This is a genomic window from Actinacidiphila sp. bgisy160 (assembly GCF_057707815.1).
The window spans coordinates 1-24,641 of the sequence record NZ_JBYIQW010000061.1 but is presented as its reverse complement, the minus strand read 5'-3'; the positions used below and the strand labels follow the sequence as shown (position 1 = coordinate 24,641).

The 24,641-nt window shown below is 69.8% G+C and carries 33 protein-coding genes, 1 tRNA gene and 1 pseudogene; 13 read left to right on the top strand and 22 right to left on the bottom strand.

Going from position 1 to position 24,641, the window contains the following annotated elements; all coding sequences use genetic code 11:
• The first annotated feature begins 51 nt into the window (after positions 1-51).
• Entirely contained in the window at positions 52-912 is an 861-nt protein-coding gene (locus tag AC3EUJ_RS31775) for a universal stress protein (protein ID WP_431967499.1), read from the top strand.
• Between the two features lie 38 nt (positions 913-950).
• Here AC3EUJ_RS31775 and AC3EUJ_RS31770 read toward each other — a convergent pair whose 3' ends face one another.
• Positions 951-1,634 (bottom strand): helix-turn-helix domain-containing protein, encoded by a 684-nt coding sequence (locus AC3EUJ_RS31770; protein WP_431967497.1) that lies wholly within the window; start codon positions 1,632-1,634, stop codon positions 951-953.
• Positions 1,635-1,854: 220 nt separating this feature from the next.
• On the opposite strand from AC3EUJ_RS31770, the gene AC3EUJ_RS31765 reads away from it, so the two are divergent.
• Positions 1,855-2,436 carry a hypothetical protein gene (locus tag AC3EUJ_RS31765; protein WP_431967493.1) on the top strand — a complete coding sequence of 194 codons (582 nt, stop codon included), beginning with the start codon at positions 1,855-1,857 and terminating at the stop codon, positions 2,434-2,436.
• 188 nt (positions 2,437-2,624) lie between these two features.
• Positions 2,625-3,104, top strand: coding sequence for a large conductance mechanosensitive channel protein MscL (gene mscL, locus AC3EUJ_RS31760; RefSeq protein ID WP_431967491.1), 480 nt, complete (start codon positions 2,625-2,627; stop codon positions 3,102-3,104).
• A gap of 11 nt (positions 3,105-3,115) precedes the next feature.
• Here mscL and AC3EUJ_RS31755 read toward each other — a convergent pair whose 3' ends face one another.
• Positions 3,116-3,325 (bottom strand): hypothetical protein, encoded by a 210-nt coding sequence (locus tag AC3EUJ_RS31755; RefSeq protein ID WP_431967489.1) that lies wholly within the window; start codon positions 3,323-3,325, stop codon positions 3,116-3,118.
• A gap of 199 nt (positions 3,326-3,524) precedes the next feature.
• Positions 3,525-4,511, bottom strand: a complete 987-nt coding sequence (locus tag AC3EUJ_RS31750; RefSeq protein WP_431967487.1) for a sigma-70 family RNA polymerase sigma factor — start codon at positions 4,509-4,511, stop codon at positions 3,525-3,527.
• Between the two features lie 188 nt (positions 4,512-4,699).
• Between AC3EUJ_RS31750 and AC3EUJ_RS31745 the strand changes: the two genes are divergently transcribed.
• Positions 4,700-5,227: a GNAT family N-acetyltransferase gene (locus AC3EUJ_RS31745; RefSeq protein ID WP_431967485.1), complete on the top strand. Its 528-nt coding sequence runs from the start codon at positions 4,700-4,702 to the stop codon at positions 5,225-5,227.
• A gap of 12 nt (positions 5,228-5,239) precedes the next feature.
• On the opposite strand, the gene AC3EUJ_RS31740 is transcribed toward AC3EUJ_RS31745, so the two are convergent.
• Complete coding sequence (locus AC3EUJ_RS31740; protein WP_431967483.1) at positions 5,240-5,740, bottom strand: MarR family winged helix-turn-helix transcriptional regulator; 501 nt, start codon at positions 5,738-5,740, stop codon at positions 5,240-5,242.
• 100 nt (positions 5,741-5,840) lie between these two features.
• On the opposite strand from AC3EUJ_RS31740, the gene AC3EUJ_RS31735 reads away from it, so the two are divergent.
• A complete protein-coding gene (locus AC3EUJ_RS31735) occupies positions 5,841-6,491 on the top strand; it encodes a GTP cyclohydrolase II (RefSeq protein WP_431967481.1) in 651 nt (216 codons plus the stop codon).
• 10 nt (positions 6,492-6,501) lie between these two features.
• Positions 6,502-7,270: pseudogene (locus AC3EUJ_RS31730) on the top strand (dioxygenase family protein).
• Positions 7,271-7,382: 112 nt separating this feature from the next.
• Here AC3EUJ_RS31730 and AC3EUJ_RS31725 read toward each other — a convergent pair.
• From AC3EUJ_RS31725 to AC3EUJ_RS31715, 3 genes are all read right to left on the bottom strand, one after another.
• Positions 7,383-8,894 carry an MFS transporter gene (locus AC3EUJ_RS31725; RefSeq protein WP_431967479.1) on the bottom strand — a complete coding sequence of 504 codons (1,512 nt, stop codon included), beginning with the start codon at positions 8,892-8,894 and terminating at the stop codon, positions 7,383-7,385.
• Positions 8,895-9,015: 121 nt separating this feature from the next.
• Positions 9,016-9,645: a TetR/AcrR family transcriptional regulator gene (locus tag AC3EUJ_RS31720; protein ID WP_431967477.1), complete on the bottom strand. Its 630-nt coding sequence runs from the start codon at positions 9,643-9,645 to the stop codon at positions 9,016-9,018.
• Positions 9,646-9,894: 249 nt separating this feature from the next.
• A complete protein-coding gene (locus AC3EUJ_RS31715; RefSeq protein WP_431967475.1) occupies positions 9,895-10,305 on the bottom strand; it encodes an organic hydroperoxide resistance protein in 411 nt (136 codons plus the stop codon).
• 100 nt (positions 10,306-10,405) lie between these two features.
• Here AC3EUJ_RS31715 and AC3EUJ_RS31710 point away from each other — a divergent pair, with 100 nt between their 5' ends.
• Both AC3EUJ_RS31710 and AC3EUJ_RS31705 read left to right on the top strand, forming a co-directional pair.
• Positions 10,406-10,915: a MarR family winged helix-turn-helix transcriptional regulator gene (locus tag AC3EUJ_RS31710; RefSeq protein ID WP_431967473.1), complete on the top strand. Its 510-nt coding sequence runs from the start codon at positions 10,406-10,408 to the stop codon at positions 10,913-10,915.
• Between the two features lie 88 nt (positions 10,916-11,003).
• A tRNA-Arg gene (locus AC3EUJ_RS31705) sits at positions 11,004-11,076 on the top strand.
• A 71-nt stretch (positions 11,077-11,147) separates the two neighbouring features.
• Here AC3EUJ_RS31705 and AC3EUJ_RS31700 read toward each other — a convergent pair.
• From AC3EUJ_RS31700 to AC3EUJ_RS31645, 12 genes are all read right to left on the bottom strand, one after another.
• Complete coding sequence (locus AC3EUJ_RS31700) at positions 11,148-12,302, bottom strand: tyrosine-type recombinase/integrase (protein WP_431967471.1); 1,155 nt, start codon at positions 12,300-12,302, stop codon at positions 11,148-11,150.
• Positions 12,302-12,493 (bottom strand): helix-turn-helix domain-containing protein, encoded by a 192-nt coding sequence (locus AC3EUJ_RS31695; RefSeq protein WP_329187345.1) that lies wholly within the window; start codon positions 12,491-12,493, stop codon positions 12,302-12,304. Before AC3EUJ_RS31695 ends, AC3EUJ_RS31700 begins: the two co-directional genes overlap by 1 nt.
• Entirely contained in the window at positions 12,490-13,881 is a 1,392-nt protein-coding gene (repSA, locus tag AC3EUJ_RS31690; RefSeq protein WP_431967469.1) for a replication initiator protein RepSA, read from the bottom strand. The genes AC3EUJ_RS31695 and repSA overlap by 4 nt, the downstream gene beginning before the upstream one ends.
• Positions 13,878-14,066 carry a hypothetical protein gene (locus AC3EUJ_RS31685; RefSeq protein WP_431967467.1) on the bottom strand — a complete coding sequence of 63 codons (189 nt, stop codon included), beginning with the start codon at positions 14,064-14,066 and terminating at the stop codon, positions 13,878-13,880. Before AC3EUJ_RS31685 ends, repSA begins: the two co-directional genes overlap by 4 nt.
• A 94-nt stretch (positions 14,067-14,160) precedes the next feature.
• Positions 14,161-14,484, bottom strand: a complete 324-nt coding sequence (locus tag AC3EUJ_RS31680; RefSeq protein ID WP_431967465.1) for a SpdD-like protein — start codon at positions 14,482-14,484, stop codon at positions 14,161-14,163.
• Positions 14,485-14,495: 11 nt separating this feature from the next.
• Positions 14,496-14,651 carry a hypothetical protein gene (locus tag AC3EUJ_RS31675; RefSeq protein ID WP_431967463.1) on the bottom strand — a complete coding sequence of 52 codons (156 nt, stop codon included), beginning with the start codon at positions 14,649-14,651 and terminating at the stop codon, positions 14,496-14,498.
• A gap of 11 nt (positions 14,652-14,662) precedes the next feature.
• Positions 14,663-14,854 (bottom strand): mobile element transfer protein, encoded by a 192-nt coding sequence (locus tag AC3EUJ_RS31670; RefSeq protein WP_431967461.1) that lies wholly within the window; start codon positions 14,852-14,854, stop codon positions 14,663-14,665.
• A 1-nt stretch (position 14,855) separates the two neighbouring features.
• The gene (locus AC3EUJ_RS31665) at positions 14,856-15,050 is read right to left on the bottom strand and encodes a hypothetical protein (protein WP_431967459.1); all 195 of its coding nucleotides are present in this window, start codon (positions 15,048-15,050) and stop codon (positions 14,856-14,858) included.
• A gap of 20 nt (positions 15,051-15,070) precedes the next feature.
• Entirely contained in the window at positions 15,071-15,736 is a 666-nt protein-coding gene (locus AC3EUJ_RS31660) for a DUF2637 domain-containing protein (protein ID WP_431967457.1), read from the bottom strand.
• An 86-nt stretch (positions 15,737-15,822) separates the two neighbouring features.
• The gene (locus AC3EUJ_RS31655) at positions 15,823-17,181 is read right to left on the bottom strand and encodes an FtsK/SpoIIIE domain-containing protein (protein ID WP_431967456.1); all 1,359 of its coding nucleotides are present in this window, start codon (positions 17,179-17,181) and stop codon (positions 15,823-15,825) included.
• Between the two features lie 3 nt (positions 17,182-17,184).
• The gene (locus AC3EUJ_RS31650) at positions 17,185-17,535 is read right to left on the bottom strand and encodes an SCO3933 family regulatory protein (protein WP_319133853.1); all 351 of its coding nucleotides are present in this window, start codon (positions 17,533-17,535) and stop codon (positions 17,185-17,187) included.
• Positions 17,536-17,675: 140 nt separating this feature from the next.
• The gene (locus tag AC3EUJ_RS31645) at positions 17,676-18,455 is read right to left on the bottom strand and encodes a GntR family transcriptional regulator (RefSeq protein WP_431967454.1); all 780 of its coding nucleotides are present in this window, start codon (positions 18,453-18,455) and stop codon (positions 17,676-17,678) included.
• Positions 18,456-18,473: 18 nt separating this feature from the next.
• Here AC3EUJ_RS31645 and AC3EUJ_RS31640 point away from each other — a divergent pair, with 18 nt between their 5' ends.
• The 5 genes from AC3EUJ_RS31640 (at position 18,474) to AC3EUJ_RS31620 (ending at position 21,246) form a co-directional block, all read left to right on the top strand.
• The gene (locus AC3EUJ_RS31640; protein WP_431967452.1) at positions 18,474-18,944 is read left to right on the top strand and encodes an NUDIX hydrolase; all 471 of its coding nucleotides are present in this window, start codon (positions 18,474-18,476) and stop codon (positions 18,942-18,944) included.
• Positions 18,941-19,324: a hypothetical protein gene (locus tag AC3EUJ_RS31635; RefSeq protein ID WP_431967450.1), complete on the top strand. Its 384-nt coding sequence runs from the start codon at positions 18,941-18,943 to the stop codon at positions 19,322-19,324. The genes AC3EUJ_RS31640 and AC3EUJ_RS31635 overlap by 4 nt, the downstream gene beginning before the upstream one ends.
• A gap of 360 nt (positions 19,325-19,684) precedes the next feature.
• Complete coding sequence (locus tag AC3EUJ_RS31630; protein ID WP_431967448.1) at positions 19,685-19,963, top strand: hypothetical protein; 279 nt, start codon at positions 19,685-19,687, stop codon at positions 19,961-19,963.
• 182 nt (positions 19,964-20,145) lie between these two features.
• Positions 20,146-20,727, top strand: coding sequence for a hypothetical protein (locus AC3EUJ_RS31625; protein ID WP_431967446.1), 582 nt, complete (start codon positions 20,146-20,148; stop codon positions 20,725-20,727).
• A gap of 159 nt (positions 20,728-20,886) precedes the next feature.
• A complete protein-coding gene (locus AC3EUJ_RS31620; protein WP_431967444.1) occupies positions 20,887-21,246 on the top strand; it encodes a MafI family immunity protein in 360 nt (119 codons plus the stop codon).
• 137 nt (positions 21,247-21,383) lie between these two features.
• Here the strand turns inward: AC3EUJ_RS31620 and AC3EUJ_RS31615 are convergent, their stop codons facing one another.
• The 3 genes from AC3EUJ_RS31615 to AC3EUJ_RS31605 all read right to left on the bottom strand — a co-directional run.
• Entirely contained in the window at positions 21,384-22,142 is a 759-nt protein-coding gene (locus AC3EUJ_RS31615; RefSeq protein ID WP_431967442.1) for a DUF6928 family protein, read from the bottom strand.
• A 1,761-nt stretch (positions 22,143-23,903) separates the two neighbouring features.
• On the bottom strand, positions 23,904-24,065 hold the full coding sequence (locus AC3EUJ_RS31610; protein ID WP_431967440.1) for a hypothetical protein: 162 nt from the start codon (positions 24,063-24,065) through the stop codon (positions 23,904-23,906).
• A gap of 91 nt (positions 24,066-24,156) precedes the next feature.
• The coding region (locus AC3EUJ_RS31605; RefSeq protein ID WP_431967439.1) for a hypothetical protein at positions 24,157-24,641 on the bottom strand (485 nt) is incomplete at its 5' end.

Genomic DNA, 24,641 nt, shown 5'->3' with positions numbered 1-24,641 from the left:
CGGGGTGGGGAACGGAGCCGAGCGGAGCGAAAGCCACAAGGAGGCACCGCCATGGACACCAGCCACGGACCAGTCGTGGTCGGCACGGACGGTTCGCCCCGCGCCACCGCTGCGGTGCTGTGGGCCGCCGGTGAGGCCGTGCTGCGCGATCGCCCGCTGCACATCCTGCACGCGGTCGGCGTCGAGACCCGTTCCGGCAGGAATCTGTCCCCCGAGACCGCACAGCTCGTCCTCGACGGCGGCCGCGCGCTGCTGGACGAAGCGGCGGCGTCGGCCACCGCCCGCTACCCGGACCTGACGGTCTCCACCTCACTCGACAAGGGCAAGCCCACAGAAAGCCTCCTGGAGCACTCAGGGCCCGAGAGCCTGACCGTCGTCGGCTGCCGTGGACGCGGAGGCTTCCACGCCCTGCTGCTCGGCTCGGTCGGATTGCGGGTGGCGACCCATGCGCACGGGCCCGTGGTCGTCGTGCGCGGCAGCGAGCAACCGTCCACCGGTGTCGTCCTGGTCGGGATCAAGGATGAGACGGATCTGGCCACCGTGCGCTTCGCCGCCGACGAGGCCCGGCTGCGGAAGGCCACCCTGCGCCTCCTGACCGCGTGGAGCCTGCTCGGGGCGGTGGGCGAGATGGTGCCCGGGCTGGACGACGCCACGTCGGTCGGTGACCGGGAGGCGGCGGCGGAACAGCATGTCGCCAACACGATCCGCGGGGAGTACCCGGACCTCACCGTGACCGTGGACCTGGTCAAGGCCACCTCCGCGAGCGGTGCGCTGGTGGATGCCTCGGCCCATGCCGATCTGCTCGTCGCGGGTGCCCGGCGGCATCAGCGCACCGACGGTCGGCTGGCCCATGTGACGCACGCCGTGCTGCATCACGCGCACTGTCCCGTAGCGGTCTTCCACCGAGCCTGATCGATCCCCCCTCGGCGGGCCGCGACGGCCCCTCCGCGCTACACAGTGCGTATGAGGCTGCCCGTGATGTGGGTGGGGACGATGCGTATCCACAGATCGTCCTCACCCCCGGACCACGGGCCGGGATGCGTCTCCAGCGCGCGGGCGTCCTCGGGATCGACGACGTGCTCGGCAACCCCGAGGACGAGCACGCTCCATCCCGCACTGAGGCAGGCATCGAGCTGATCGACCTCGAAGGCGACCTCGCTGCCCCTGGCCAGGGACGGGGGCGCGTCCGCAGCGGTGCGGTAGACGATGGCACCGTCGACGACCGCGTAGTTCACCGGGACGACCGCGGGGTGCCCGCTGCCGGTGGTGAGCGCGATCCTGCCGACGTCATGGCCGGACAGCCGGGTCCAGCACTCCTCCGACAGCAGTTCCTCCATCACCGGCGGCCCGGAGGCCTCCGTCTCCGGGGGGAGGTGTTCGGCGTCGCCCCCCAGCAGATGGCTGGCGGTGGTCCGCAACGCGCCCGCGAGCCGGAGCAGGGCGTTGGTCCCGATGGTGTGGTGGCACTGCTCCTCCACGTACCGCACATAGCTCGGCGTCATGCCGGCCTTGGCGGCCACTTCCTCGCGGCTGAGCCCCAGTTGTTCTCGCCGCTGAGCGACGCGACGGCTGACATCCCCCGGATGGGCTCTCGACCTCTCGGACGGGCCGTCGCGCAATGACTGCCTGGGCACGTCGACCACCTCCCGCTCTCGGACTGACTGGACGCTTCGGTTCGCTACCAGCAAGCACACCACCGCGGGCGCCGCACCGCCAGACCCGTCGAGCCCGTCCCCTCGAACGGGTGACCGAGTTATCCACAACTGGTGGGTACTCCACAGGCCGCCGGGCCGCGTCGGCGCGATGCGCCATGGTGGTCCTGCGAGGCCGGATGCGCCGGCGGACGAGGGCCCGATGACGGGGGTGGTCGAGATGGTGGACAGCGGTGGAGCCGCGCTGTGGGCGGATCGCGGTGGCGTTCCGGTGCCACCCGCGGGGGCGGGTGCGCCCGCGCCGTGCCTGGTCCCGGTGTTCGCGCCGATCAGGGCGGGCGGCGGGCGGCACCGGTTGCGCCACGTGCTGCGCCGCCGGCGGCGGATGATGGCCGCGGGCCTGGCGATGACCGCGGCCGCGCTGGCCGCCGCGGCGGCCCGGACGGACTCGCAGCCCGGCCGGCCGGGGCGGGAAGGCCCCGCTCCCGTGCCCGCCGCTGCGGCGCGGGACATGGTGCGGGCGCCGGTGCGCATCGCGGACGCGGCGGCGGCCGGGCTGGTGCGGCCCGGTGACCGGGTCGACATCCTCGCGGCGGCGCGCGTGGTGGCGCGCGGGGCGCCCGTGGTGGCGGTGCCCCTCCCCGCCGCCGAGGGCGCCGCCGCCCCCGGCCTTGACGGCGGCGGGGGCGGCGGAGCGCTGATCGTGCTGTCGGTCCCGCGGCGGACGGCGGCCGCGCTGTCCGGTGCCGCGGCCGGCTCGCCCCTGGCTGTGGCGCTGCGTTAGCCGTACGGCGTGGGAAAGGCAACCGGCGGGGTGGGTGGTGGCGCGCACCCCTTACCCTCGGAGGCCGAACCGCTCACCCACTTCCGTCACCGCCGGCCCTCGCGTCGGCGGCGCCCGGCGGACACCACCGGGCCCCACGGGTCCCTCGGGCCGAACTGCACGGTCGTTCTTCGAAAGGAAATCGTCCCTTGAAGGGCTTCAAAGCCTTCCTGCTGCGCGGCAATGTCGTCGAGCTCGCTGTGGCCGTCGTCGTCGGCGCCGCGTTCAGCAAGATCGTCGACGCGTTCGTGAAGGGCCTCATCAACCCGGTGATCGGTGCCATCGGCACCAAGAACCTCGACGGCTACACCCTCTGCATCGAGCCGCCCTGCACGGTCGTCAACGGCGAGCTCACGAAGGGTGTGGGCCTCCTGTGGGGCGCGGTCGCCGGCGCGGCGCTGACCTTCCTCATCACGGCCGCGGTCGTGTACTTCCTGCTGATCCTGCCGATGAACAAGCTCAACGAGCGGCGCAGGGCGGGCAAGGAGGAGGCAGTGGCCGCTCCGACGGAGCTGGAGCTGCTGACCGAGATACGCGATCTGCTGGCCCGCCAGCAGCAGGGCCACGGCAGCGCTCCCGGGATTCCCTCCCCCTACGGCTACGGCGGCACCAACCGGACGCATCCGTAGCGAGCTCCGCCTCAGATGTGGTGCGGGGGCTTCTCGTCGAGGAAGCGCGCGAGATCTCCCGCACCACCCTGGCCGGGGCGCTCGCCCCAGCCGGTGTCGGTGTCGTCGGACGACTGCCGATCCAGCGGGTCGTCGAAGATCAGCGCTGCGGCGGGGTCTCGCGGCGCCCGTGGGTCGGGGGCCGCTGCGGGCCCGGTGGCAGGGTCAGGGGTGCTGCTCATGCCGTCCAGGGTACGGGCGGGCGACGCCCGGCCATGACGAAGGCCCGGCCGCACGCACACGAGCGACGCACGACCGGGCCGGGCGGGCCATGAAGCCGATCGAGCCGCCCCGGGGAAGGGGTCGAGCCCCGGCGCAGGGGGGTGGCACCGGGGCTCGAGTCTGTGGTGGCGCGGGCGCCGGAAGCGGCGCCCGCCTGGGTCAGGCCGCCTCTATGGAAAGCCCCGTTGCGCGCGCCATGCGCTTGAGGTCCGCCAGCGCGTGCTTCTCGATCTGCCGGATCCGCTCACGCGTGAGCCCGTGCTGCTTGCCGACCTCGGTCAGCGTGCGCTCGCGGCCGTCCACGATCCCGTACCGCGCCCGGATGATGGACGCCGTCCGGTCGTCGAGCCGGTCGATCAGATCCTCCAGTTCCTCACGCCGCAGCATGACGAGTACGGAGTCCTCCGGCGAGGCCGCCGACGTGTCCTCGACGAGATCGCCGAACTGGGTCTCGCCCTCGTCATCCACCGACATGTTCAGGCTCACGGGGTCGCGCGCCCAGTCCAGTACGTCGGAGATCCGTTCCGGGGTGGAGCCGAGTTCGGCCGCGATCTCCGCGGGCTCCGGGTCCCGCCCGTGCTCACGGTTGAACTCACGCTGCACCCGGCGCACCCGGCCCAGCTCCTCCACCAGGTGGACGGGGAGCCGGATGGTGCGCGACTGGTCCGCGATGGACCGGGTGATCGCCTGACGGATCCACCACGTCGCGTACGTGGAGAACTTGAAGCCCTTGGTGTAGTCGAACTTCTCGACGGCGCGTACCAGGCCTGCGTTGCCCTCCTGGATGAGGTCGAGCAGCGGCAGGCCGCTGCGCGGATAACGTCGCGCGACGGCGACGACCAGGCGCAGGTTGGAACGGATGAAGACGTCCTTGGCCCGCGCACCCGCGGCGGCTATCGCCTCCAGTTCCTCTCGTCCGGCGTCCGCTCCCTGACCCAGCTCCTCGCCTGCGAGGAGCTGCTCGGCGTAGACGCCGGCCTCGATCGCCCTGGAAAGCTCGACTTCCTGCGCGGCGTCGAGCAGCGGCGTCCGCGCGATCTCGTCGAGGTACATGCCGACGAGGTCACGGTCGGCCATCTCGCCGTGGCCTGCGCGAGCGCTGCTCTTCCCGCCTGCGGTGCTGCGGGCGACGGCACGGGTTGCCATGCGTGCTCCCTTGCGAAGGTTCGGTCGGGTGTCGGATCGAATGAGCTGCCCCTCAGCAGCTTCGCGCGTGCCTTTCGGCTGCCCACTCGAAAAGAGATAACGACTGGAATCCGGACACAATTCCCAAGCGCCGCCCCGTTTTTTACGATCTTGCAGTACCCTGTCCGGCCACAGCCGGAGGTGGATCATTGTCCGAGTTCGCCGAAGTGCAGGTCAGGCCGGGTGGGGAGGAGGACCTACAGGCCCTCACCGACCTCTACAACCACTACGTCCGTGAGACGCCGATCACCTTCGACCTGGAGCCGTTGTCCCTGGAGCAGCGCCGCCCTTGGCTGCTCTCCCACCCGGAAGACGGACCGCACCGCCTTTTGGTTGCCCACGAGACGAAACCGGACGGCACGAACACCCTGCTCGGATACGCCACGAGCAGCCCGTTCCGCCCGAAGGCCGCGTACTCCACCTCCGTGGAGACCTCCGTGTACTGCGCCCCGGAGGCCGGGGGCCGCGGCGTAGGCACCCTGCTCTACACGGCGCTTTTCGAGGCCCTGCGGGGCGAGGACCTGCACCGTGCCTACGCCGGGATCGCGCAGCCCAACGAGGCGTCCGTCCGCCTGCACACCCGCTTCGGCTTCCGCCCGCTGGGCGTCTACCGCGAGGTCGGCCGGAAGTTCGGCCGTTACTGGGACGTCGCCTGGTACGAGAAGGACCTGGCCTGAACCGGCGCGCGTTCAGCGCAGCCAGGGAAGGTCCATCGCTCCGTTCTGCGGCTGCAGTCCCTCGGCGATGACCCGGCAGATCTCACCGAGCTGGCGCACCTGCTCCTCCGAGAGCCGGTCGAAGATCGCTCCGCGCACCGCCTCCACATGGCCGGGAGCGGCCTCGGCGAGGGCGGCGAAGCCCTCGTCGGTGAGCACCGCGAGCTGGCCGCGGCGGTCGGAGGGGCAGTTCTCCCGGCGGACCCAGCCGTTCTCCTCCAGCCGGGATATGGCGTGGGAGAGCCGGCTGCGCGTAATCTTCGAGCGTTCGGCCAGCTCCGTCATGCGCATCCGGCGGTCGGGGGTCTCCGAGAGCCACACCAGCAGCGAGTAGTAGGCGTGGGGCATCCGCGCGTCACGCTGGAGCTGCCGGTCGAGTGCGTCCGAGACCAACTGTGTGGCCGCCATGTACGCGCGCCAGGCGCACTGCTCCTCCTCGCTCAGCCAGCGGGGTTCGGGGGCTCTCGTGGTCATGACCACACTCTACGAAGTAGACCTTGAACTTTCAAGCAATCGCGGTACGTTTCCCTCGCCGGCTTGAACCTTCAAGGAACTCTTCAGGCGAGGGACCCGTATGACGACCGCCCAGACCGCACCGGACGCAGCCCCCGCCCCACCGCCCGCGGCCATCCGCACCCGGGTGCGGATCCCCCTGCGGTTCCCCGACGGCTGGAGCACCCCGGCCGACGTCTTCACCTTCACCGGCCTCGCCGACGGCAAGGAGCACATCGCGCTCGGCCTCGGCCCCTACGAGGGCGCGGCGTCGCCGCTGGTCCGCCCGCACTCCGAGTGCCTGACGGGCGACGTCTTCGGCTCCGCGCGCTGCGACTGCGGCCCCCAGTTGCGCGAAGCCGTCCAGCGCATCGCCGAGACCGGCGGCCACCTGCTCTACCTGCGCCAGGAGGGCCGCGGCATCGGCCTGTACGCCAAGATCGACGCGTACGCCCTCCAGGACGGCGGCCTGGACACCTACGCCGCCAACCGCGCCCTCGGCCGCCTCGACGACGAACGCGACTGCACCGCCGCCGCCCAGATGCTCGGCGCCCTCGGCGTCGACGCCGTCCGCCTGCTCAGCAACAATCCCGACAAGGCGGCGCAGCTGTCCGCGCTCGGCGTCACGATCACCGAGCAGGTACCGACCGCGGTACACCTGTCCGAGGACAACGTGCGCTACCTGCGCGCCAAAGCCGAGCACACCCACCACACCCTCGACCTCCCGGCCTGAGGAACCCCCGATGCGCATGCCCGCCCTCTACCTCTCGCACGGCGCCCCGCCCCTCGCCGACGACCCGGTGTGGCCGGGCGAGCTTGCCGCCTGGTCCGCCGGGGCTCCCCCGCCCCACGGCGGTCCTCATGGTCTCCGCGCACTGGGAGGAGGCCCCGCTCGCACTCGGCGCCACCACCACCGTCCCGCTCGTCCACGACTTCTGGGGCTTCCCCCGCCGCTACTACGAGGTGCGGTACGGGGCCCCCGGCGCGCCCGCGCTGGCCGACTCCGTCCGCAAACTGCTGCGCGGCGCGGGCACCCCTGTCCAGGACACCCCGGACCGGGGCCTGGACCACGGCGCGTACGTCCCGCTCGTGCAGATGTACCCGGACGCGGACATCCCCGTCCTGCAGGTCGCGATGCCCACCCTCGACCCGCACAAGCTCATGGACATCGGGCGCAGGCTCGCCCCCCTGCGCGACGAGGGCGTGCTGATCGTCGGCAGCGGCTTCTTCACCCACAACCTGGCCGCCCTGCGGCACGCCGGCGGGGTGCCGGGCTGGTCGGCGGAGTTCGACGACTGGGGGCACCGCGCGCTGGACGCACACGACGTGGACGCCCTGCTGGATTTCGAGCACAAGTCCCCCGCCGGACGGCTCGCCCACCCGCGGACCGAGCACTTCGCGCCGCTGTTCATCACGATGGGTGCGGCCGGGGACGACCTCGGCGACCAGCGCAGCGTCATCGACGGCTTCTGGATGGGCCTGGCCAAGCGGTCCGTCCAGTTCGGCCAGTAGGGCCGATGGTGCCCGGCAGTCTCACGCAATGCGAAGGGCCCCGCTTCCTCCCATGAAGCGGGGCCCTTCGCCGTGCTCGCCGTCCGGCGTGCCGTCGTCGTCGACGCGTCCGTCAGTGGGCGATCACCGGGACGGCGACCTCCTCGGCGTCCTCGGCGTCCTTGTTGCCGGACGCCGCCACCACACCGCCGCCACCGCTGGTGTTGACGAAGGTGAAGGCGATGATCGCGGAGAGGGCCAGGATGCCGACCGCCCACCAGATCGCGGTGGAGTAGCCGTGCACGGCCGCGGCGTTGACGAAGCCCTGCTTGCCGAGCGTGCGGGCCTCGGCCGCGTGCGCAGCGACCCAGGTGGTGGTGGCGCTGGCCGCGATGGTGTTCAGCAGCGCCGTACCGATGGCACCGCCGACCTGCTGCGAGGTGTTGACCATGGCGGAGGCGACACCGGCGTCACGCGGCTCGACACCGTGCGTGGCCAGACTCATGGCCGGCATGAAGGCCGTACCCATGCCGAGACCGAGCAGGATCTCGGCCGGCAGGACCAGGCCCGCGTAGGAGCTGTCGACCGAGAGCTGGGTCAGGATCAGCATGCCCAGACCCGCCACCAGGAAGCCCGGGGTCATCAGCAGGCGCGGACGGACGCGGGTCATCAGGCGCGCGCCGATCTGCGTCGAGCCGGTGATCATGCCCGCGATCATCGGGAGGAAGGCAAAGCCGGTCTTCAGCGCGGAGTAGCCCTGGACGACCTGCAGGTAGTAGGTGAGGAAGAGGAACAGGCCGAACATCGCGATGATCGCCAGGCCCAGCGAGAGGTAGACGCCACCGCGGTTGCGGTCGGTCACCACGCGCAGCGGCAGCAGCGGGGCCTTCACGCGGGCCTCGACGGCCACGAACGCGACGAGCAGCACGACCGCTGCCACGAACAGGCCGATGGTGGTGCCCTCGCTCCAGCCGTGGGTCTCGGCCCGGGTGAAGCCGTAGACCAGGGAGACCAGGCCGGCGGTGGCCAGCACGACGCCGGGGATGTCCAGGCCGCTGCTGTTGCGGCTGCCGGCGGGCTCCTGGACGAAGCGCATGGCACCGAACGCGGCGACGGCGGCGAAGGGGATGTTGACGAAGAACGTCCAGCGCCAGTCCAGGTACTCGGTGAGCACACCACCGAGGATCAGACCGACGGCACCGCCACCACCGGCGATGGCGCCGTAGATGCCGAACGCCTTGGCGCGCTCCTTGGCCTCGGTGAACATCACCGCGAGGAGCGACAGCGCGGCCGGCGCGAGCAGCGCGCCGAAGGCACCCTGAAGCGCTCGGGCGCCGAAGAGGACCGCCTCGTTGGCGGCTGCGCCACCGACCGCGGAGGCCGCGGCGAAGCCGATCAGGCCGGTGACGAAGGTGCGGCGGCGGCCCCACAGGTCGGCGATGCGTCCGCCGAAGAGCAGCAGGCCACCGAAGACCAGCGCGTAGGCCGTGATGACCCACTGCTTGTTGGCGTCGGAGATGCCCAGGTCGGTCTGGGCGGAGGGAAGCGCGATGTTCACGATGGTGCCGTCGAGGACGACCATCAGCTGGGCTATCGCGATGAAGGCCAGCGCCTTCCAGCGCTGGGCGTGTGCCGTATCAGGCATGGGTGAACTCACTAACGGTACGAAGAGATGACGACATTGAAGACGAAGAGGACTTACGATACGTAACGGAAATGTTGTGGGCGAGTGAATTACGCGAGGGCGCCCGTTCGGCAGGCGGAGCTCAGCGACATTGCCGCAGATCTTCGAAAGTGGCGGAGTCACCCGGGAGTTCGGAGCGCGCCGGCGTCTCCAGGCCGTCCACGAACAGCTGCAGATGACGGCGGATGAAGCGGTCCATGCTGCCGCAGTGCTTACCGGGCAGCGGCCGCGTCAGCTGGCTGACGGCCACCATCACGTCGCCGACGTCGATGTCGGCGCGGAGCCGTCCGGACCGCCGCCCGGCGGCCATCAGCTCCTCAATCGCGTGCTCCAAGCGTATGCGGCGCTCTTCGAGCCGCGCGTCCCCCTTGCCGAATCCGGTGGAAAGCATCGGGCACAGCGCACCCACACGCTCGTCGGCCGCCTCGTGCACGAAACGGCGCAGCGCGTCGAAGGCGTCCGGCTCCTGCGCCAGCGCCTCCTCGGCCCGCTGAGTGATCCGGTCCATCACCGACAAAGTCACGTGGAGCGAGAGCTCCTGGCGGTCGGCAAAGTGCCGGTAAACGGTGGCATTGCCGACGCCGGCCCGCTTGGCGATCTCGTCGAGCGGGGCGTCGACACCGTGCTCGAGGAGCGCCTCACGTGCGGCGACGATGATCCGCTCACGGTTGCGCGTGGCGTCCGCGCGAAGCTTCACGGTGGCGACTGTCACGGCAGGCACTCCTCTCTGTCTCGGTGGCGCTCGGTTCCGGGGAGCAACTCCCCGTTTGTGCGACGTAGGTGTAAACGGGGAGCCGTTCCCCGGATATTTCGAGACCGCTTGTGACCTGAGTCACAATCAACACCGGTCATCGCGGCAGCGCTTGAGCCGCCTCCGGACCGGCCCCGCGCACACCCGAAGGCCCCGGGCGCTACCGCGCGCCCGGGGCCTTCAGCACTTCCCGTCCGTACTTCCCGATGACTACTCCACGACGAGCTCGACCGGGATGTTGCCCCGGGTCGCCTTGGAGTACGGGCACACCTGGTGGGCCTGCTCGATCAGGGCGCGGCCGGCCTCGTTCTCCAGCTCCGACGGCAGCTCGGCGCGGAGCACGACCGCCAGCCCGAAGCTCGTCTCGTCCTTGCCGATGGTCACCTCGGCGGTCACGGAGATCTCGCTGGTGTCCACCTTCGCCTGCCGCCCGACCAGGGCGAGGGCGCTGGCGAAGCACGCGGCGTAGCCGGCGGCGAAGAGCTGCTCGGGGTTGGTGCCCTGACCATTGCCGCCGAGCGCCGGCGGCATGGCCAGCGCCAGGTCGAGCTGTCCGTCGGAACTGACGGCGCGCCCGTCGCGGCCGTTGGCGGTGGCGACAGCGGTGTACAGCGCGTCCATGGAACGTCCTCTTTCATCGGTTGCGGTTCCGTTGACGACAAGTAGAGCACACAACTTGATTGTGCACAACTAAAACGCGCAGTCGGGCTACCCTGGACCCATGACCGCCACCGCGCCCGCCCGTGCCGGGGACCACCTCCGGCTCGAGAACCAGATCTGCTTCTCTCTGCACGCCGCCTCGCGCGCCTTCGGCGGCGTCTACCGCGTCGTGCTCAAGGACCTCGGCCTCACCTACCCCCAATACCTGGTGATGCTCGTGCTCTGGGAGCACGGCGCCCTGCCGGTCAAGAAGATCGGCGAGCACCTGCGCCTCGACTCCGGCACCCTCTCCCCGCTCCTCAAGCGCCTCGAGGCCACCGGCTTCGTACGCCGTGAGCGTTCCGCCGACGACGAGCGCTCCGTCACCGTCCATCTCACCGACGCCGGCGCCGCGCTCCACGACAAGGCCCTCCAGGTCCCGCGCCGCATCTCCGCCGCCACGGGTCTCGGCCTGGAGGAGATCAACGACCTGCGCGCCCGCGTCGACCGCCTGACCGCCGCCCTCACCGCCGCCGACCTCACCGCCGCCGGTCTCGACGACGACCTTGACGACGACCCGCCCTGCGGCTGACGCCCCTCGCACGGCGCCACGCAGCCGGGACTCACGGCAATCGACGGCACGCCCCTGAGCCGCATCCGCTAGGCTGTCCAACGCTTCCGCCTCAGTAGCTCAGGGGATAGAGCACCGCTCTCCTAAAGCGGGTGTCGCAGGTTCGAATCCTGCCTGGGGCACAAGGGAAAAGGCCCCGGACCGATCAAGGTCCGGGGCCTTTGACATCCACTTTCGACATCAACGGCGGCGGTCAGCCGCGGTCGACACGCCTCCTCAACAGCCGGTCCATGTGGCTGATGGCCTCGCGCTGAGTGTCCTGCACGACGTGTGTGTACACGTCCATGGTGATGCTGATCTGACTGTGGCCGAGGATCTCCATCACCACGCGGGGAGCCACGCCGGCCGCGGTCAGCAGCGTGGCGCAGCCGTGCCGAGCGTCGTGCAGCCGGATGACGCGGAGCTGGGCGCTGTCTGCGACCCGGGTGAACGAGCGGTAGAGGTTGCGCGGCTCGATCGGTCGACCGGTCCGGGTGGTGAAGACGTAGTCGCCGTTCCCCTGCCACTGCTCCCCCGCACGCTGCCGGACGGCGGCCTGCCGCATCCGGTGCCAGCGCAGAGGCGCGATGCACAGCGCGGGCATCGGCACCGCCCGACGACGGCGGCCCTTGGGGTCGTCGTCGTAGAGCACTCCGCGCCGGCGCTGCGTCTGCTGCCGGACGTAGAGGACGCGCTTGTCCAGGTCGACGTCCGCCCAACGGAGCCCGACGATTTCACCCCGGCGTAGGCCCATGGCGATGGCGAGCACGAAGGCCGCGTAGAGCGGGTCCTTGCGCGCAACGGCGAGGAAGGTCAGCGTCTCGTCGAGTGTCCATGGGCTCAGCTCACGGGCCCGAGGCCGAGGCGGCTCGACCAACGCCGCCACGTTGCGGGCCACCAGTTCCTCGCGGCAGGCCGCCGAGAGCGCCGTACGCAGAACACGGTGGGACTCCTTGGCGGTTGGGCCGGTGGTGTCGCGCTCCAGGCCGTTCAGGAAGCGGCGGACGTCAGGGACACTCAGGGACTCCAGGCGCTTCGACCCGAGCCGGGGCACGAGGTAGAGACGCACGTGCGCTTCGTACTTGTCATACGTGCTGAGCTTGCGACGCGGTTTGACGATGTTCTCCAGCCAGTACGGCAGCCACTCGGAGAGCTTGGCGGATCGCGTGGGCACGGGAATGCCGCTGTCGACCTTATCGAGGAGTTCTCGGCGCTTGGCGTCGCACTCGGCCCAGGTCTTGCCGTAGGCGAACTTGCGGGCCCGGGTGCCGTCCGGTTGGAGGACGTAGACGGCGGCTTGGTAGCGGCCGTCCTTGCGCTTGGTGATGGTGCCGGCGCCGTTGGGGTTGCGCTTGCGCTGTCCGGGCATCAGGCAGCGGCCTCCTCGGTCTCGTGGGCGATGAAGTCCCGTAGGGCGTCGGCGGGGATGCGGCGGGCGCGGCCGATGGTGATGGAGACCAGGCGGCGCGAGCGGATCAGGTCGTAGACGGTGGAGCGTCCGAGCTTGAGCCGGGCCATGACTTCCGGCACGGTCAGCAGTTCCGCGGTGGCGGTGGTCATGCTGCGGCTCCTTCCAGGGCCAGTTGGTCGCGCAGGGCTTCACGGGCGGTTTCACGGTTGAGCTGGAGGTCCCGGGCGATCGACGCGGCAAGGAGGGATTCGCCGGGGGTGTGGCCGTGGCCGGCGTATTGCCAGTCGGCCAGGACCAGGACGGTGTCCGGCTCGATGGGCTCCAGGCCGAGGTCCGCGTGCTCTTGGGCGGCGCGGTAGTCGGCGCGTTCCTGGCGCAGCGCCCCGAGGGTGGTGGAGTAGCGGCGGGATTTGGTGGAGAAGTGGCCGCGGAAGCCGAGCATGTGTGCCCAGGCCCACAGCCGCCGGTCGGGGTAGAGGTCGTCCAGGTCGCGGCAGGCTTGGATGAGCCGGCGGGCGTGGTCGGGCACCTGGTGGCGGTCGAGTTCGGCGAGTTCGCCGATGCGGCGGTCGAGGGTGCCGGTGTTCTCGGCGGCTTTGGTGGCGTACTTGGCGACGTAGGAGGCCACGGCCTGTTCGGTGATGTCGGAGCCGTCCCCGAACGCCTTGACCGGGCGGACGTCGAGCTGGGTCCCCCAGCGGAAGGTGCGGGCCGGTTGGTCACCGGCGGCGGGGACGGTGATCGAGGTGTAGCCGTGGCGTGCGGCAGCCCGGACGGCGTCCTCGAGTAACTGGGTGGTGGCCCAGAACGGGGGCGGGGTGTCGGGGCCTTCGGGGCCGTCGAGGCGGATGACAGCGTGGAAGTGGACGGCTCCGCGCTTTTGGAATTCGGCGACCTTGCCGAAGGAGACGCGCAGGACCTCTGCCAGGGCGCGTTGGGTGAGGCCGGCGCGGGCGGCGATCTCGCGGCGGAGCCGGTTGGTGAACCGCTGCCACAGCTGCCCGGCGTGGTTGTTGAACAGCACCGCCCCCGCGTAGTCGTAGGTGGCCGGGTCGAGCGCGGTCCCGAGTGCCGGGTCGTCGGCCGCGTGTCGGGTGCCGCAGCGGCAGCGTCCGGTGTCGGGCCGGTTGTGGACGCGCCCGAACGAGGGGGCGGTGAGGGTGGCGAAGACCCGGGGGTGATCCCGCACGGTGGCGGGGATGTCGCGGCGGTCGTCACCGGCGAGGCCAGCGCGGATGAGGTGGTAGGTGTCTCCGGCGTAGGTCCAGGCGCAGGCCGGGCAGCGGGAGGCGCGGCGGTTGCCGCAGGCGATACGGAGGCGTCCGCCGGGCTCGTGTTCGGTGGAGTAGTGGTGGAGGGTCTCGCCGGTCGTGCGATCTTTGGTGAGGGTCCAGCCGCTCAGGTGGATGGGGTCGGAGCAGCCGCCGGTGCGGCGTATCTGGTCTTCCCAGCGGTGGAAGCCGGGGGACCCGGCCACCCGCAGCAGGTCGCCGAGGGTAGTCGGGTCCAGGCCCGCGAGGGTCGCGGTGTCGGTCACGCGCGGCCCCCGGCGATTGAGGCAGCCGTGCGGGGGGAGCGGGTGCCGGTGCCGTGGCAGTTCGGGCAGTGGACGGTGAGGGTGCGCAGGTGGCCGTGCCGGTCGCGGCCGCCGAGGGTGATGGCGGCGGAGGCGAAGCCGTCGCAGGCCGGGCAGATCCGTGCCGGGGGTGTGGGGTGGGTCATGATGGGGGTTCCTTCCGGATCTCTGGTTCGGGCAGGGGCACGGCTCCCGGGGCGGTGTGATGCTTGGCGGTATCGAGGCCGCCCCGGGGGCCGGTCAACGGTGCTTGTGCTGGCCGTTGAGCATCGAGCGCAGGACGACGGCGCAGACGGCGACCGAGGCGGCGGTGACGGCGACCGCCAGGAGCATGGAGACCAGGACCGTGCCGACGACCAGGACCACGGCGGTGCCGCTGCCGACGAGCGCGATCAGGGCGCCCGGGGTGAGCTGCACGACGGGCCGGGACGACGTCGCAGCCATGGGAACAGGCGCGGGTGCCGGCGCCGGGGTGGGCTGGACGACACCGACGACGGGCTCGACGGGCAGCGGCATCACGGTGCCGGTAGGTGTGGGGTTGGTGGGGATCTTCGGGCGGAGCATGAGCGGTCTCCCTACTTGATGACGGTGTCGATGGCAGGGGCGAGGAGGCTGTCGGCGATGAGGTAGCCGCCCAGGAGCAGCACCAGGACGAGCCAGAGCGGCGGGCGTATGAGTTTGCAGCCGAGGTAGCCGACGACGATCAGGGCGAACCAGAGCGGGACGTCCACGGGTCTGCCTCCTATCGGACCGTGCAGCGGTGGGTGCGGGCGGCCAGTTGGGCGGCTGACTGGCTGGAGTAGTCGGCGGACCAGCCGCAGCGGTCGTTGGTGCACACCGCGGCGTGCTTGGTCTGGCCGTGCCGGTCGCGGTGGGTGCCGATCTGCACCGGGCCGATGCGCATCACGGAGTGGAAGAAGTCGCGGGCGGGCATGTCAGTCGGTCTCCTTTCGGGTCGTGGCCGGGTCGGGGAACGAGGCGCGGATGCTGGCGGCGGTGGCCGGGTCGGCGGTGAGGCGGGCGGCTTCCTCGGCGAGCAGGTGGGCGAGGTAGGGCCGACCCGCGGTGGTCATCTCGCGGGCGCTGTCGAGGTAGTCGGCGGCGGTCAGGCCGGCCGGGTCACGCGTCATGGCGGCGAGTTCCTTCCGGGTCAGGCGAGCTGGGCGGCGATGGCGTCGGCCAGCTGGGCGGGGACGCCGAGCCGGACGCGGAGCGTGTCGGTGTCGATCGCAGTCCCGGTGCGGGCGTAATGGTCGTCGGCGACCTTGCGGGCGTGGGCCACGAGCGCGGCCGGGACCGCCGGAAGGGCCGGCGCGGGGGCGGGCAGGGCCGGGACGGGCTCGCTTGCCTCGACGGCTTCCGGCACCGGCGCGGGCTCAGGGGCGCGTTCGACGCTGGCCGTCTCGGAAGACTCCGGGGCCGGAGCGGGTGCCGGTGTCTGGTGGCGGGGGGCGTGGACGAGAAGGGTGCCGCCGAGGAAGGCCAGGGCGGGCCAGCCAGCCACGAGGATGCTCAGCCAGCCCGGAACGTGGTCCAGGTCGAGGAGCCCCGCGGTGGCGATGTTCGCCCCGAGGGAGGCGGACAGGGCCACCGCGAACCACAGCCACGCGGCACGCACCGGGGCACCGTCGGTTCGGAGGATGCGGAGCCGTCGCCAGGCGGCAACGAGGAGCAGGTCCACGGAGACCGGGTAGGCCCAGGCTTTCCAGCCGCTCTGTCCGGCGGCGGCTGCGAGGTCGTGCAGGTGGGCGAAGGACAGGGCACCGGCGATCACGGCCTGTACGAGGACGGCGTCCACGCGGAGCTTGCGGGGCATCGTCGGTCTCCTTCCTGGTATGCGGCATGGGAGGGGTAGGGACCTTGGCGCGAGGCGGTCGCGCCGGCCGTTGGGGCGCGGAGAGATCAGGCCGCAGCCGGGGCCGTCGTCTTGGCGGCCAGGGCGGTCACCGGGGCGAGGTTGGCCAGGGCGGGCCGGAACGATGCGAGTTCGGGCACGTCCGGGGTGCGGTCGGCGTGCCGGTTGCAGGCGTTGACGGCCTGGCGGAGCGTGGTGTGGGGGGTGCGGATGCGGGCCCATCCGCCGGTGGAGTCGCCGGTGACGGCGATTCCGGGGGTGTCGGGGCGGATTTGGATGGCGGCGAGGACGGCGTCGGGGGCGATGTCGCCGAAGGCCATGTTCGCGCTGGGTTCGTCGTTGACGCGGTGTGCGGTGCGGCCGGTGAGCTGGGCGCGGAGCATGGTGATGCCCTTGCCGAGTTCGGAGCCGAAGCGCTGTCCGCAGATCTCCAGGTAGATGCCAGCGGCGCGGCCGAGCTGAGAGAGGCGAGCCAGTGCGGTGATGATGCGGTCGCGGCGCTTCTCTTCGTCCTTGGTGGTGAACAGGGCGAGTTCGGCGACCTCGTCGACCAGGACCACGACCGGGGTCGGCCGCAGGTGGTCGGGCAGGTCCCAGATGTCGGCGGCGATCTCCGCATCGGGCACGTCGGCGGTGATCCGCTGCTCGGCGCGGATGAGCTGGTAGACGGCCTCCATCCGGTCGATGAGGGCGTCGAGGAGGTCGGCGGCGGTGTCGGGGTTGTCAGCGAGTGCGGAGAACCGGCGGGCCAGCGGGAACAGCTCCACACCCTGCTTGCAGTCGATACCGACCAGGGCGACATCCTGCGCGGCCAGTTCGGCGACCAGGTTCCGCTGGTACACCGACTTCCCGGACTTCGTTGCCCCGAGGGTCAGGGCGTGCGGGACGGTGCGGTAGTCGCGGTAGTGGACGGCGCCGTCTTCGCGCAGGGCGACCGGGACCCGCATCGGGGTGCGCTCGATCTTCGCGGGCATCTGCACCCGCTTGAGGACGTCGTATCCGGTCATCCGCAGCTCGACCACCCCCGAGCGCAGCTCGCGTGAGGTGACGCCGTACATGCCGAACGAGTGCCGCAGCCGGTCGCAGGAGGCGGCGACGTCGAAGGCGTCCTGTCCCGGGCGCAGTCCTAACCGCAGGACCAGGCCGGTGCGGGTGGGGCGCAGGCGCAGGATGCGCGGGGCCCGCGAGGTGGGTGCGGGGCGGTTGGTAACCCGGGCGAGGGCCAGGCGCCAGCGGGACGGAGGCACGGTCAGCCCGCACGCCTCCATCACTGAGCCGTAGCGGACCAGGACCCGTAGGACGGCGAGGGTGACGCCGAAGGTCAGCCAGTACCAGGCGGGGCGCCGCCACCGCAGGATCAGGGCGATGGCGGCGACCAGCAGCAGCGCGACCGCGAGGCGGGTCATGGGTCAGGCCGCCTTCGCGGTGCCGGCGGCGAGCGAGGTGACCGCGACCGCGCGAAAGCTGATCCCGTGGCGGCGCTGGCCGTTGAACTCGTTCTCCCACGGCCGGGCGACCAGGCCGGTGATCGCGACCGGGGTGCCCATCACCAGCTCACCGGAAATGCCCGGCTGCGGGACCGTGACCGACAGGATCTCGACCTCTCCGTTCGCCGCGAACATCACGTCCACGGTCATCAGCGTCGCGCCGGTCTCGGCGTCGGTGGCGATCTCGCCGGTGCGGCGGTCGCGGACCTTGGGCTGGGGCGGCTGGGCGACCATCACGGTGGCGGCGGAGGTGTCGACGGGGATCTGACGCACAGGAGATCACTCCTCTATAGAGGCTTCGACTCAGTCACTCATGCACAGGAGTGACATGAAGAAGAGTGCCCGACTCCTATACATGAGTCAACCCGCCGCGAAGAAGAAATCACGGCGGGCTGCAAGGAGTTGAGTAAGCGTCAGTCGACGGCGGGGATGCGGTAGGTGAAGACGAACTGGTCAGCGGCCATGAGCGTGTCGCACGCCTCCACGACCCGGCCGTCCACGGTGACCGCGTTGCGGATGAGGTGGATCACCGGTGCACCGGGGCTGAGCGCCAGTTCCGAGGACTCTGCCTTGGAGGCCGGCCGGGCCTGCAAGGTCTCGACGTACTCTGCGAACTCGTGGCCGTGGTCTTCCAGTCGGGCGTAGATGCCACCGCCGCCCGGGTTCTCGGCGAACAGCTCGGGGATGTCCTTTGCCACGTCCCACGGCAGGTACGAAGTGGCCGTCTCGACCGGGGTGCCGTTGCGGAAGTAGAGCCGCCGCCGGGCCAGCACCTTGGCGCCGGCCTCCACACCGAGCCGTTCGGCGATGTCCTCGGGGGCCTCCACGGGGCCGATGTAGAGGACGCTGACCTTCGCCGTTGCGCCGGACTGCTCGGACTCGGCCAGGTACGCGGCCTTGCCACCCCGGCGAAGCGAGCGACGGAAGCGGTCCGACGACCGATGCCGCACAGGCGGGCGGTCCTTGACCGTCGAGCCCTTGCCGTGCCGGGTCTCCACCAGGCCGCTCGCGCGGACCTCCGTCATCGCTCGGCGGATCGTGCCACCGGAGACGCCGTAGCGGTCCATCAGTTCCGACTCACTCGGCACCGTATCGCCAGGCTTGAGAACACCCTGCCGGATCTGCAGAACGATCTCATCGGCGATCTCCACATACCGAGGCACCGACCTCGCCCCTCCTACCGCAGTTCCCATAGTCCTTCTCCCCCTCCTATGCTCCTGTACATGAGTAAATCGCAGGGGCCCACACCGACGCCAGCGCTGCACTCCGTATCAGTGGCGGGAGCCGTAGTGCGCGAAGACGGCCGGCTCCTGGCGATCCGCCGTGCCGACAACGGAACTTGGGAACTCCCGGGCGGCGTCCTGGAACTGGACGAGGCACCCGAAGACGGCGTGAAGCGCGAAGTCTGGGAAGAGACCGGCATCCACGTCGAGGTCGACCAGCTCACCGGGGTCTACAAGAACACCACCCGCGGCATCGTCGCCCTGGTCTTTCGTTGCAAGCCCTCCGGCGGCACCGAGCGCACCTCCGACGAGTCCACGGCAGTCGACTGGCTCACGCCCGAAGAAGTCTCCGAGCGGATGGGCGAGGTCTACGCGGTCCGCCTGCTCGATGCACTGGACGGAGCAGGGCCGCACGTCCGAAGTCACGACGGCCGGCGGCTCCTGGAGGCATCAGCATGACCAGCAGTCCCAAGCTCCCCCGGCCGAGACCCTTGCACGAGCTGAAGGACGTACACGACTACCTCGATGACGTGCGCCTACGGCCAGGCATGTACGTGCGAGGCAGTTCCATCCATCACCTCGCCTCGGTCCTGTACGGGTACCGCGTGGCATGCGAGATCAACGGGATTCCGTCGACGACAGACTTCGACCCCGGCGGACCGTTCAACAAGTGGCTCGGGCTGCGGCTCGACTTGGGCTACGAGAGCTCCCTAGGCTGGTCAAGGGAGATCGAACTGGCAGCAGAAGCGGCGGGCACTCCGCCCCTGGATCTGTTCTTCAGCCTCTTGGACGAGTTCCGCGCGGAACGCGGCAACACAGCCCAGAACGTGGCGCGGTAAGACTTTCTCTACTTCATCAAGGCACCCGGCGTCGCTCACGCTCCGCCGGGCGCGCGGCCGACGTCCGGCCGCGCCCACGCTCCAGTCTTCGCCCCGCTCGGCGCGCCGTCCGCCACCGCGCGCCAGCGAGGGTAGGCCGAGGGGCATGAGGTCAGAACTGCGGTGGCTGGGACGGCCGGCGCTCCGATGCTTTAGGCAGCCACCATGGGGCGAGCCTCGAAGATCGGGGCCCACATCGGGCCTTAGCGGGCAGGTCCACAGACCGCCCGAGTCGCCGCAAGCTTACGGGCCCCGATCTCTCGCCCCATGGCAGCTCCAGCCCAAAGCCTCTCCACACCGACCGCGAGGTACGGTGCCCGGGTGGACGAGGAACCGGTGATCATAAAGCTCACCCGCGATCAAGCGTTCGTGCTGTCGGACTGGCTGTACGAAGTGATGATGAAGTCCGACCAGCTGAGCGCGATCGTGCCAGACAAGGCAGTCTGGTCTGCTGTGTACGCGATCTCGGGCACCCTAGAAACCACGCTGCCAGAGATCTTCATGCCGGACTACGTTGGTCGACTTGAGCAAGCTCGTCGGCGCCTGATCGCAGCTTCGGCCGAGGATGACGACGATCAAGAGGTACACGAGTCCGATTGAACGTGGGCCGTCTCCGGGCCGTCCGAGGTGAGCCAACGTTGACACACGATGACAACCGTTCACGGCATCGACGCAGGTCATAAGCCGGGCGCGACAGACCCGCCCAGGTGGGACGCTTGCCGCACCACTTCCAGAAGAACTGACCTTCCTGGTCGCCGCCCGGATGCTCTACCGTTCCGATCATGACTGCAATCAGCCCTGAGAACCCGTTGACCCCGAAAGATGCCCGCGCACTGCTCTCCATGCTCCATGCCGGGGTCGAGATCGAGCAGGGCATGAGCGAGCGGGAACTCGATGGAGTCGAGGAGCGCTGGGGATTCCGTTTCGCTCCGGAGCATCGGGCCCTTCTCGGTGAGGGTCTGCCGGTAGGCAGCCAGAGTTGGCCCGATTGGCGCGACGGGGACCCAGAGGATCTGGCGGGGCGCCTGTCCTGGCCGGTGGAGGGCGTGCTGTTCGACGTGGAGCGAAACGGTTTCTGGCACCCAGACTGGGTTCCGCGGCCGGCGGCCGCTCAAGACGCGTTGGACTTGGCCCGCACCTACATGGCCAAAGTCCCCGTGATGGTGCCGATTTACTCACACCGGTACCTACTGGGCGATTCAGACCGGACCGGTACGCCAGTGTTGTCGATGTACCAGACGGACATCATTTACTACGGCACCGATCTGGTCGACTACTTCCATCACGAGTTTGGCCGCCCTGTGCCGACGCCCGATGACCACCGATACGTCCAGATCCCGTTCTGGTCTTACTTTCTCGATTGACAGCAGCGAAGTACAGCAACCACCGCGCCCTCGACCAACCGCCACGAACCTTGGACGACCGGCCGACGTAGCTGCCCGACCTCAGCGACCATCGCGCCCATAGTTCGCATCGAGAGGGTCATCCGCTGTGACACCACCAGCACCGGCGACACTGGCGCAATGAACGACGACCGCGAGAGCCTCCAGGTCAGCTGGAACCGGACACGCGCCCACCTCGCTGCGGCCCAGGACCAACTGGCGGGGCTCCCGAGCCTCGACCTATCAACCACGGTCGAGTTCCTGGATCACAACGAATTCGGACTCGCTTTCGACTGCCTGGTCGATCTCGGCTACGACCTGAACCTCCCGCTCATCTTCTGGCAGCACCTGGACCGCGCGGCCCGCGAGATGCGGCTATACAGCCACGCTCTACACGAGTCCCACCTCACGGCCGCCGACCTCTGCCGCCGTCATCTCGCCGCAGCCTCCGAAAACGAGCAACCAAGCGCCAGAGTCGAACCCAGCGCCGAGCCGGGCTGAGTGTCTAACTGCGCTACAACGACCCCGCACCGATGCGGACAACCACGGACGCCCAGGAACAGTTCCCGCAGGTCACGGATCATTCGACCCCAGGTCACAGGGTCGCGCGCATTGCTTCGGGACGAAGAGGTCGTGAACTAAAGGCCGTCGCGCTCTATCAGTGAGCCGTCAGGGCCCAGTGTGTAGACGCGCGGCGGATCCATGGCTTCCACAGCTCTGCGCAACTCCGCTTCCTGTTCCGCAGGATCAGGCCCTTGTGGGTCCCGCACATGGAATCCGTACAGCTTGATGGCGTCTGCGTCGACGTCATCGGGCTCGGGACGGCCCTCCTGGATGAAGCCGCAGAGCGCGCGCAGCGCGTCTTCGCCCAGATCCAAGGGGTGAAAGGGCAGGGCGTACGGCTCTTCCTCCTCGCCCGGCCACGGGACGACGTCGGCCGGGCGGTCTCCGGCCCAGTAGGGCAGTTCAAAGGGGAGCGGTTCGCCGATGTTCTCGATGACGCCGCTGTCCGGCGACAGACTCAGGGAGCGGACGAGGCGTCCGTCTTCCCACACGGCAAACGCGAGCCAGTCGACGACGCTGTGCATGGCGTGCAGGACGAGCCGTCGGCCGGCGCTTGCCGCCACGAGGTGTTCGGGGAGCTGGGAAGGTGCGTCGATCATCACCCTCTGATCTCCGATGACCTCCACGCCCGGCCAGCTGGCCGCGTACGCCGTCCCCTTCGGGGGGTACACGCCGTCCCAGAGGGTCGAGCCCTCGCACTCCTCGATCCCCCAGCCCGGGTAGAGCCGGCGCATCATGGTGGCCGTCCGATCAAGGTCCGCCGCCCCCACTCGTCGCAGCAACCCCGGTACATCGCCGTCGGCGTACACCAGCAGTCCCGTCTTGGCGCCCAAAGCCCCTCCCCAGAGTGTTGCCCTTGGTGGCAGACGCACCATAGCCGCACACACTGACACGCACCCAAAGCCGCGAGCGGGCAACAGCACTGCCCGTTAGCGCGCAGGCCGCACGGCTGACATCACCAGCTGACATCAACGACCCGGAACAAGGGCGGACAGCAGCATCTCCAACCGGATTGCCGAGTAGCCACGAGGGCCCGTTCCGGCACGCTGCCTCAGGCCCCGATCGAACTCCTAAAGCGGGTGTCGCAGGTTCGAATCCTGCCTGGGGCACAAGGGAAAAGGCCCGCACCGATCATGGTGCGGGCCTTTTTGACGGGCCCCAGACATCACGGACCTCAGGCCCATCCCGAACGCTCAGATCGAGTGTTCACTACACGACCTCGCCACACGCATCGCGCTCAACCAAGGCAGCCTCGCGACACTGAGGCACTAGCGCGGTAAGAGTTTCTCTACTTCATCAAGGCACCCGGCGTCGCTCACGCTCCGCCGGGCGCGCGGCCCGCGTCCGGCCGCGCCCACGCTCCTGCCTCCGTCCCGCTCGGCACGGCCGTCCGCCGCCGCGCGCCAGCATGGGTAGGCCGAGAGCATGAAGGCGAGAACCGCGGTGGCTGGGGCGGCCGACGCTCCGATGCTTTAGGCAGCCACCACGGGGCGAGCCTCGAAGATCGTGGCCCACATCGGGCTATTGCGGGCAGGCAAGGAGCCAGCCCGATTCGCGGCCAGCGTACGGGCCCCGATCTCTCGCCCCATGGCGGCTCCCGCCCAAAGCCTCTACGCACCGACCGCGTGAGAACCGCGCCGCAGCGGCCAGGTACCGTCCGGCACATGGAAGAGAGGCGCCCGCTGTGGCGGAGAATGGCGGGCCCGGTGTTGGTCGCCTGGCCGTTGATAACCATCGGGTCATGGGACCTAGCACGACTGCTAGGCGTGGCCAAGAGTCTCGCGGACTGTGCGTTCCTTGCGGGCCTGCTGATGGCTGGTGGGCCGATCTCCGATGCGGGGCGCCGGTGGCGGGAGCGACGACGCCGCCGAGCGCGTCGCTCTGATCGGACGGGCAGGCCGCCCGGGCCGTCTCGGCGCCGACCGAAGGAACGCGAGCGGGAGGCTCGGTGATCACGGGCTGGCGATCCTGGCCCCTCCTCAGCTCCATCGACCACGAACGTAGGTTGTCGACAGGCACCCCGGATTGCCCGTGACAGATCGCTTGGCTTGGTGCCAGCAGCGAGTCCCGGCATGGCAGCGTGTACAGCAGTGAAATACAGCAACCGCCGCAACCACTCTTGACCACCGGCGGCCCGACTGGCCCGTGGCAGGGTGGAGCCGTGGCGACCTGGGAGGGCACTTCCACGACTGCGGCGTGGTCGAGTACCTCCTCCGTCTCTTCCAGGGTGAGTTCGGCATGTGGAGCGCCGGAGGCGGATTCCGTGCTTCGTTCACGTGCGTGAGGCCCGTCGCCTATTGGCAGTAGGCATCAACCCCGACACCGGTGAGCACAATCCATACGCGGGTATGTTCGGTCGGGCGTGCAGCAGACCCCAGTAACGGTCGAATGAGGTGTGCCCAAGAGCGACGACTACGCGAGAACGAGCGCCAGACTGACCGTGTGGGGTCTCTTGCTGGGATGGTCGTGGCTCTCGCCATTCCGGTGTGGATCTTCATAGTCGTCATGCTGTGGGTACCGACCCGGTAGGCATCCGTGGCTATCGGACCCCGGTCGGCGTGGCCGGGACGGTCGCGGGTGGAGCGGGGCAGGCGTTAAACTTCCTCGCCCACGAGTGCCCATTCCACGAGTGCCGGCAAGTAGGGCAGCAGAAGGACGATCAGCACCCCGGCAACGAGCGCAAGAATCAGCAGGATCACGCCTGCAGCTCCACGAACGCCAAGGGATGCGCTTGCAGTTGGGTCTTCGTCAGTCACAAGTCCTCCCCGCAAGATCCTAGCTAGAGCTCCCTCGCTCCTGCCCTGGCGTGCGGGCCCGTGCCACTCTCGTGCCAGAACGGACGGGGAGTCAGGGGCATCGCGGTGTGCAGGGGAACACGCCGGCCACTCCGTCCAAGGCGGGGAATCCACAGTTCAGGCCGGTGATCGCCCCACCTCGCTCCTGAAGTGGTGGCTCTTGGGCCACCAACGGCAGCGGCCAGCCAGCGCAGGCCACTAGTGCGCTGCCGTCCTCGGTGAGGAAGAGCAGGGTGATCCATGTCCGGTCGGCAGAATCGATCAGCCCTGTGCGCACCGGCCGGCCATGTTCGCGGATGAGCTGCACTGCTCTTTCCAGTCCAAGGGGTTCGAGTCCGTGCATCCGCATGCGCTGCAGTCGGTGCTTGAAGACTCCGGCATGCTGGCCTGCGGGTTGTGCACGGTCTGCCACCCAGTAGGTGGCGCCGCTGCGGAGGGTGGCCAGAGCCATCACGGACGCCTGGTCGTCACCGGCCAACAGCGATTCCAGCAGGTGCCGTTCCATAGTCACCTCTGCTTGGATCTCGGGTGCAGCAG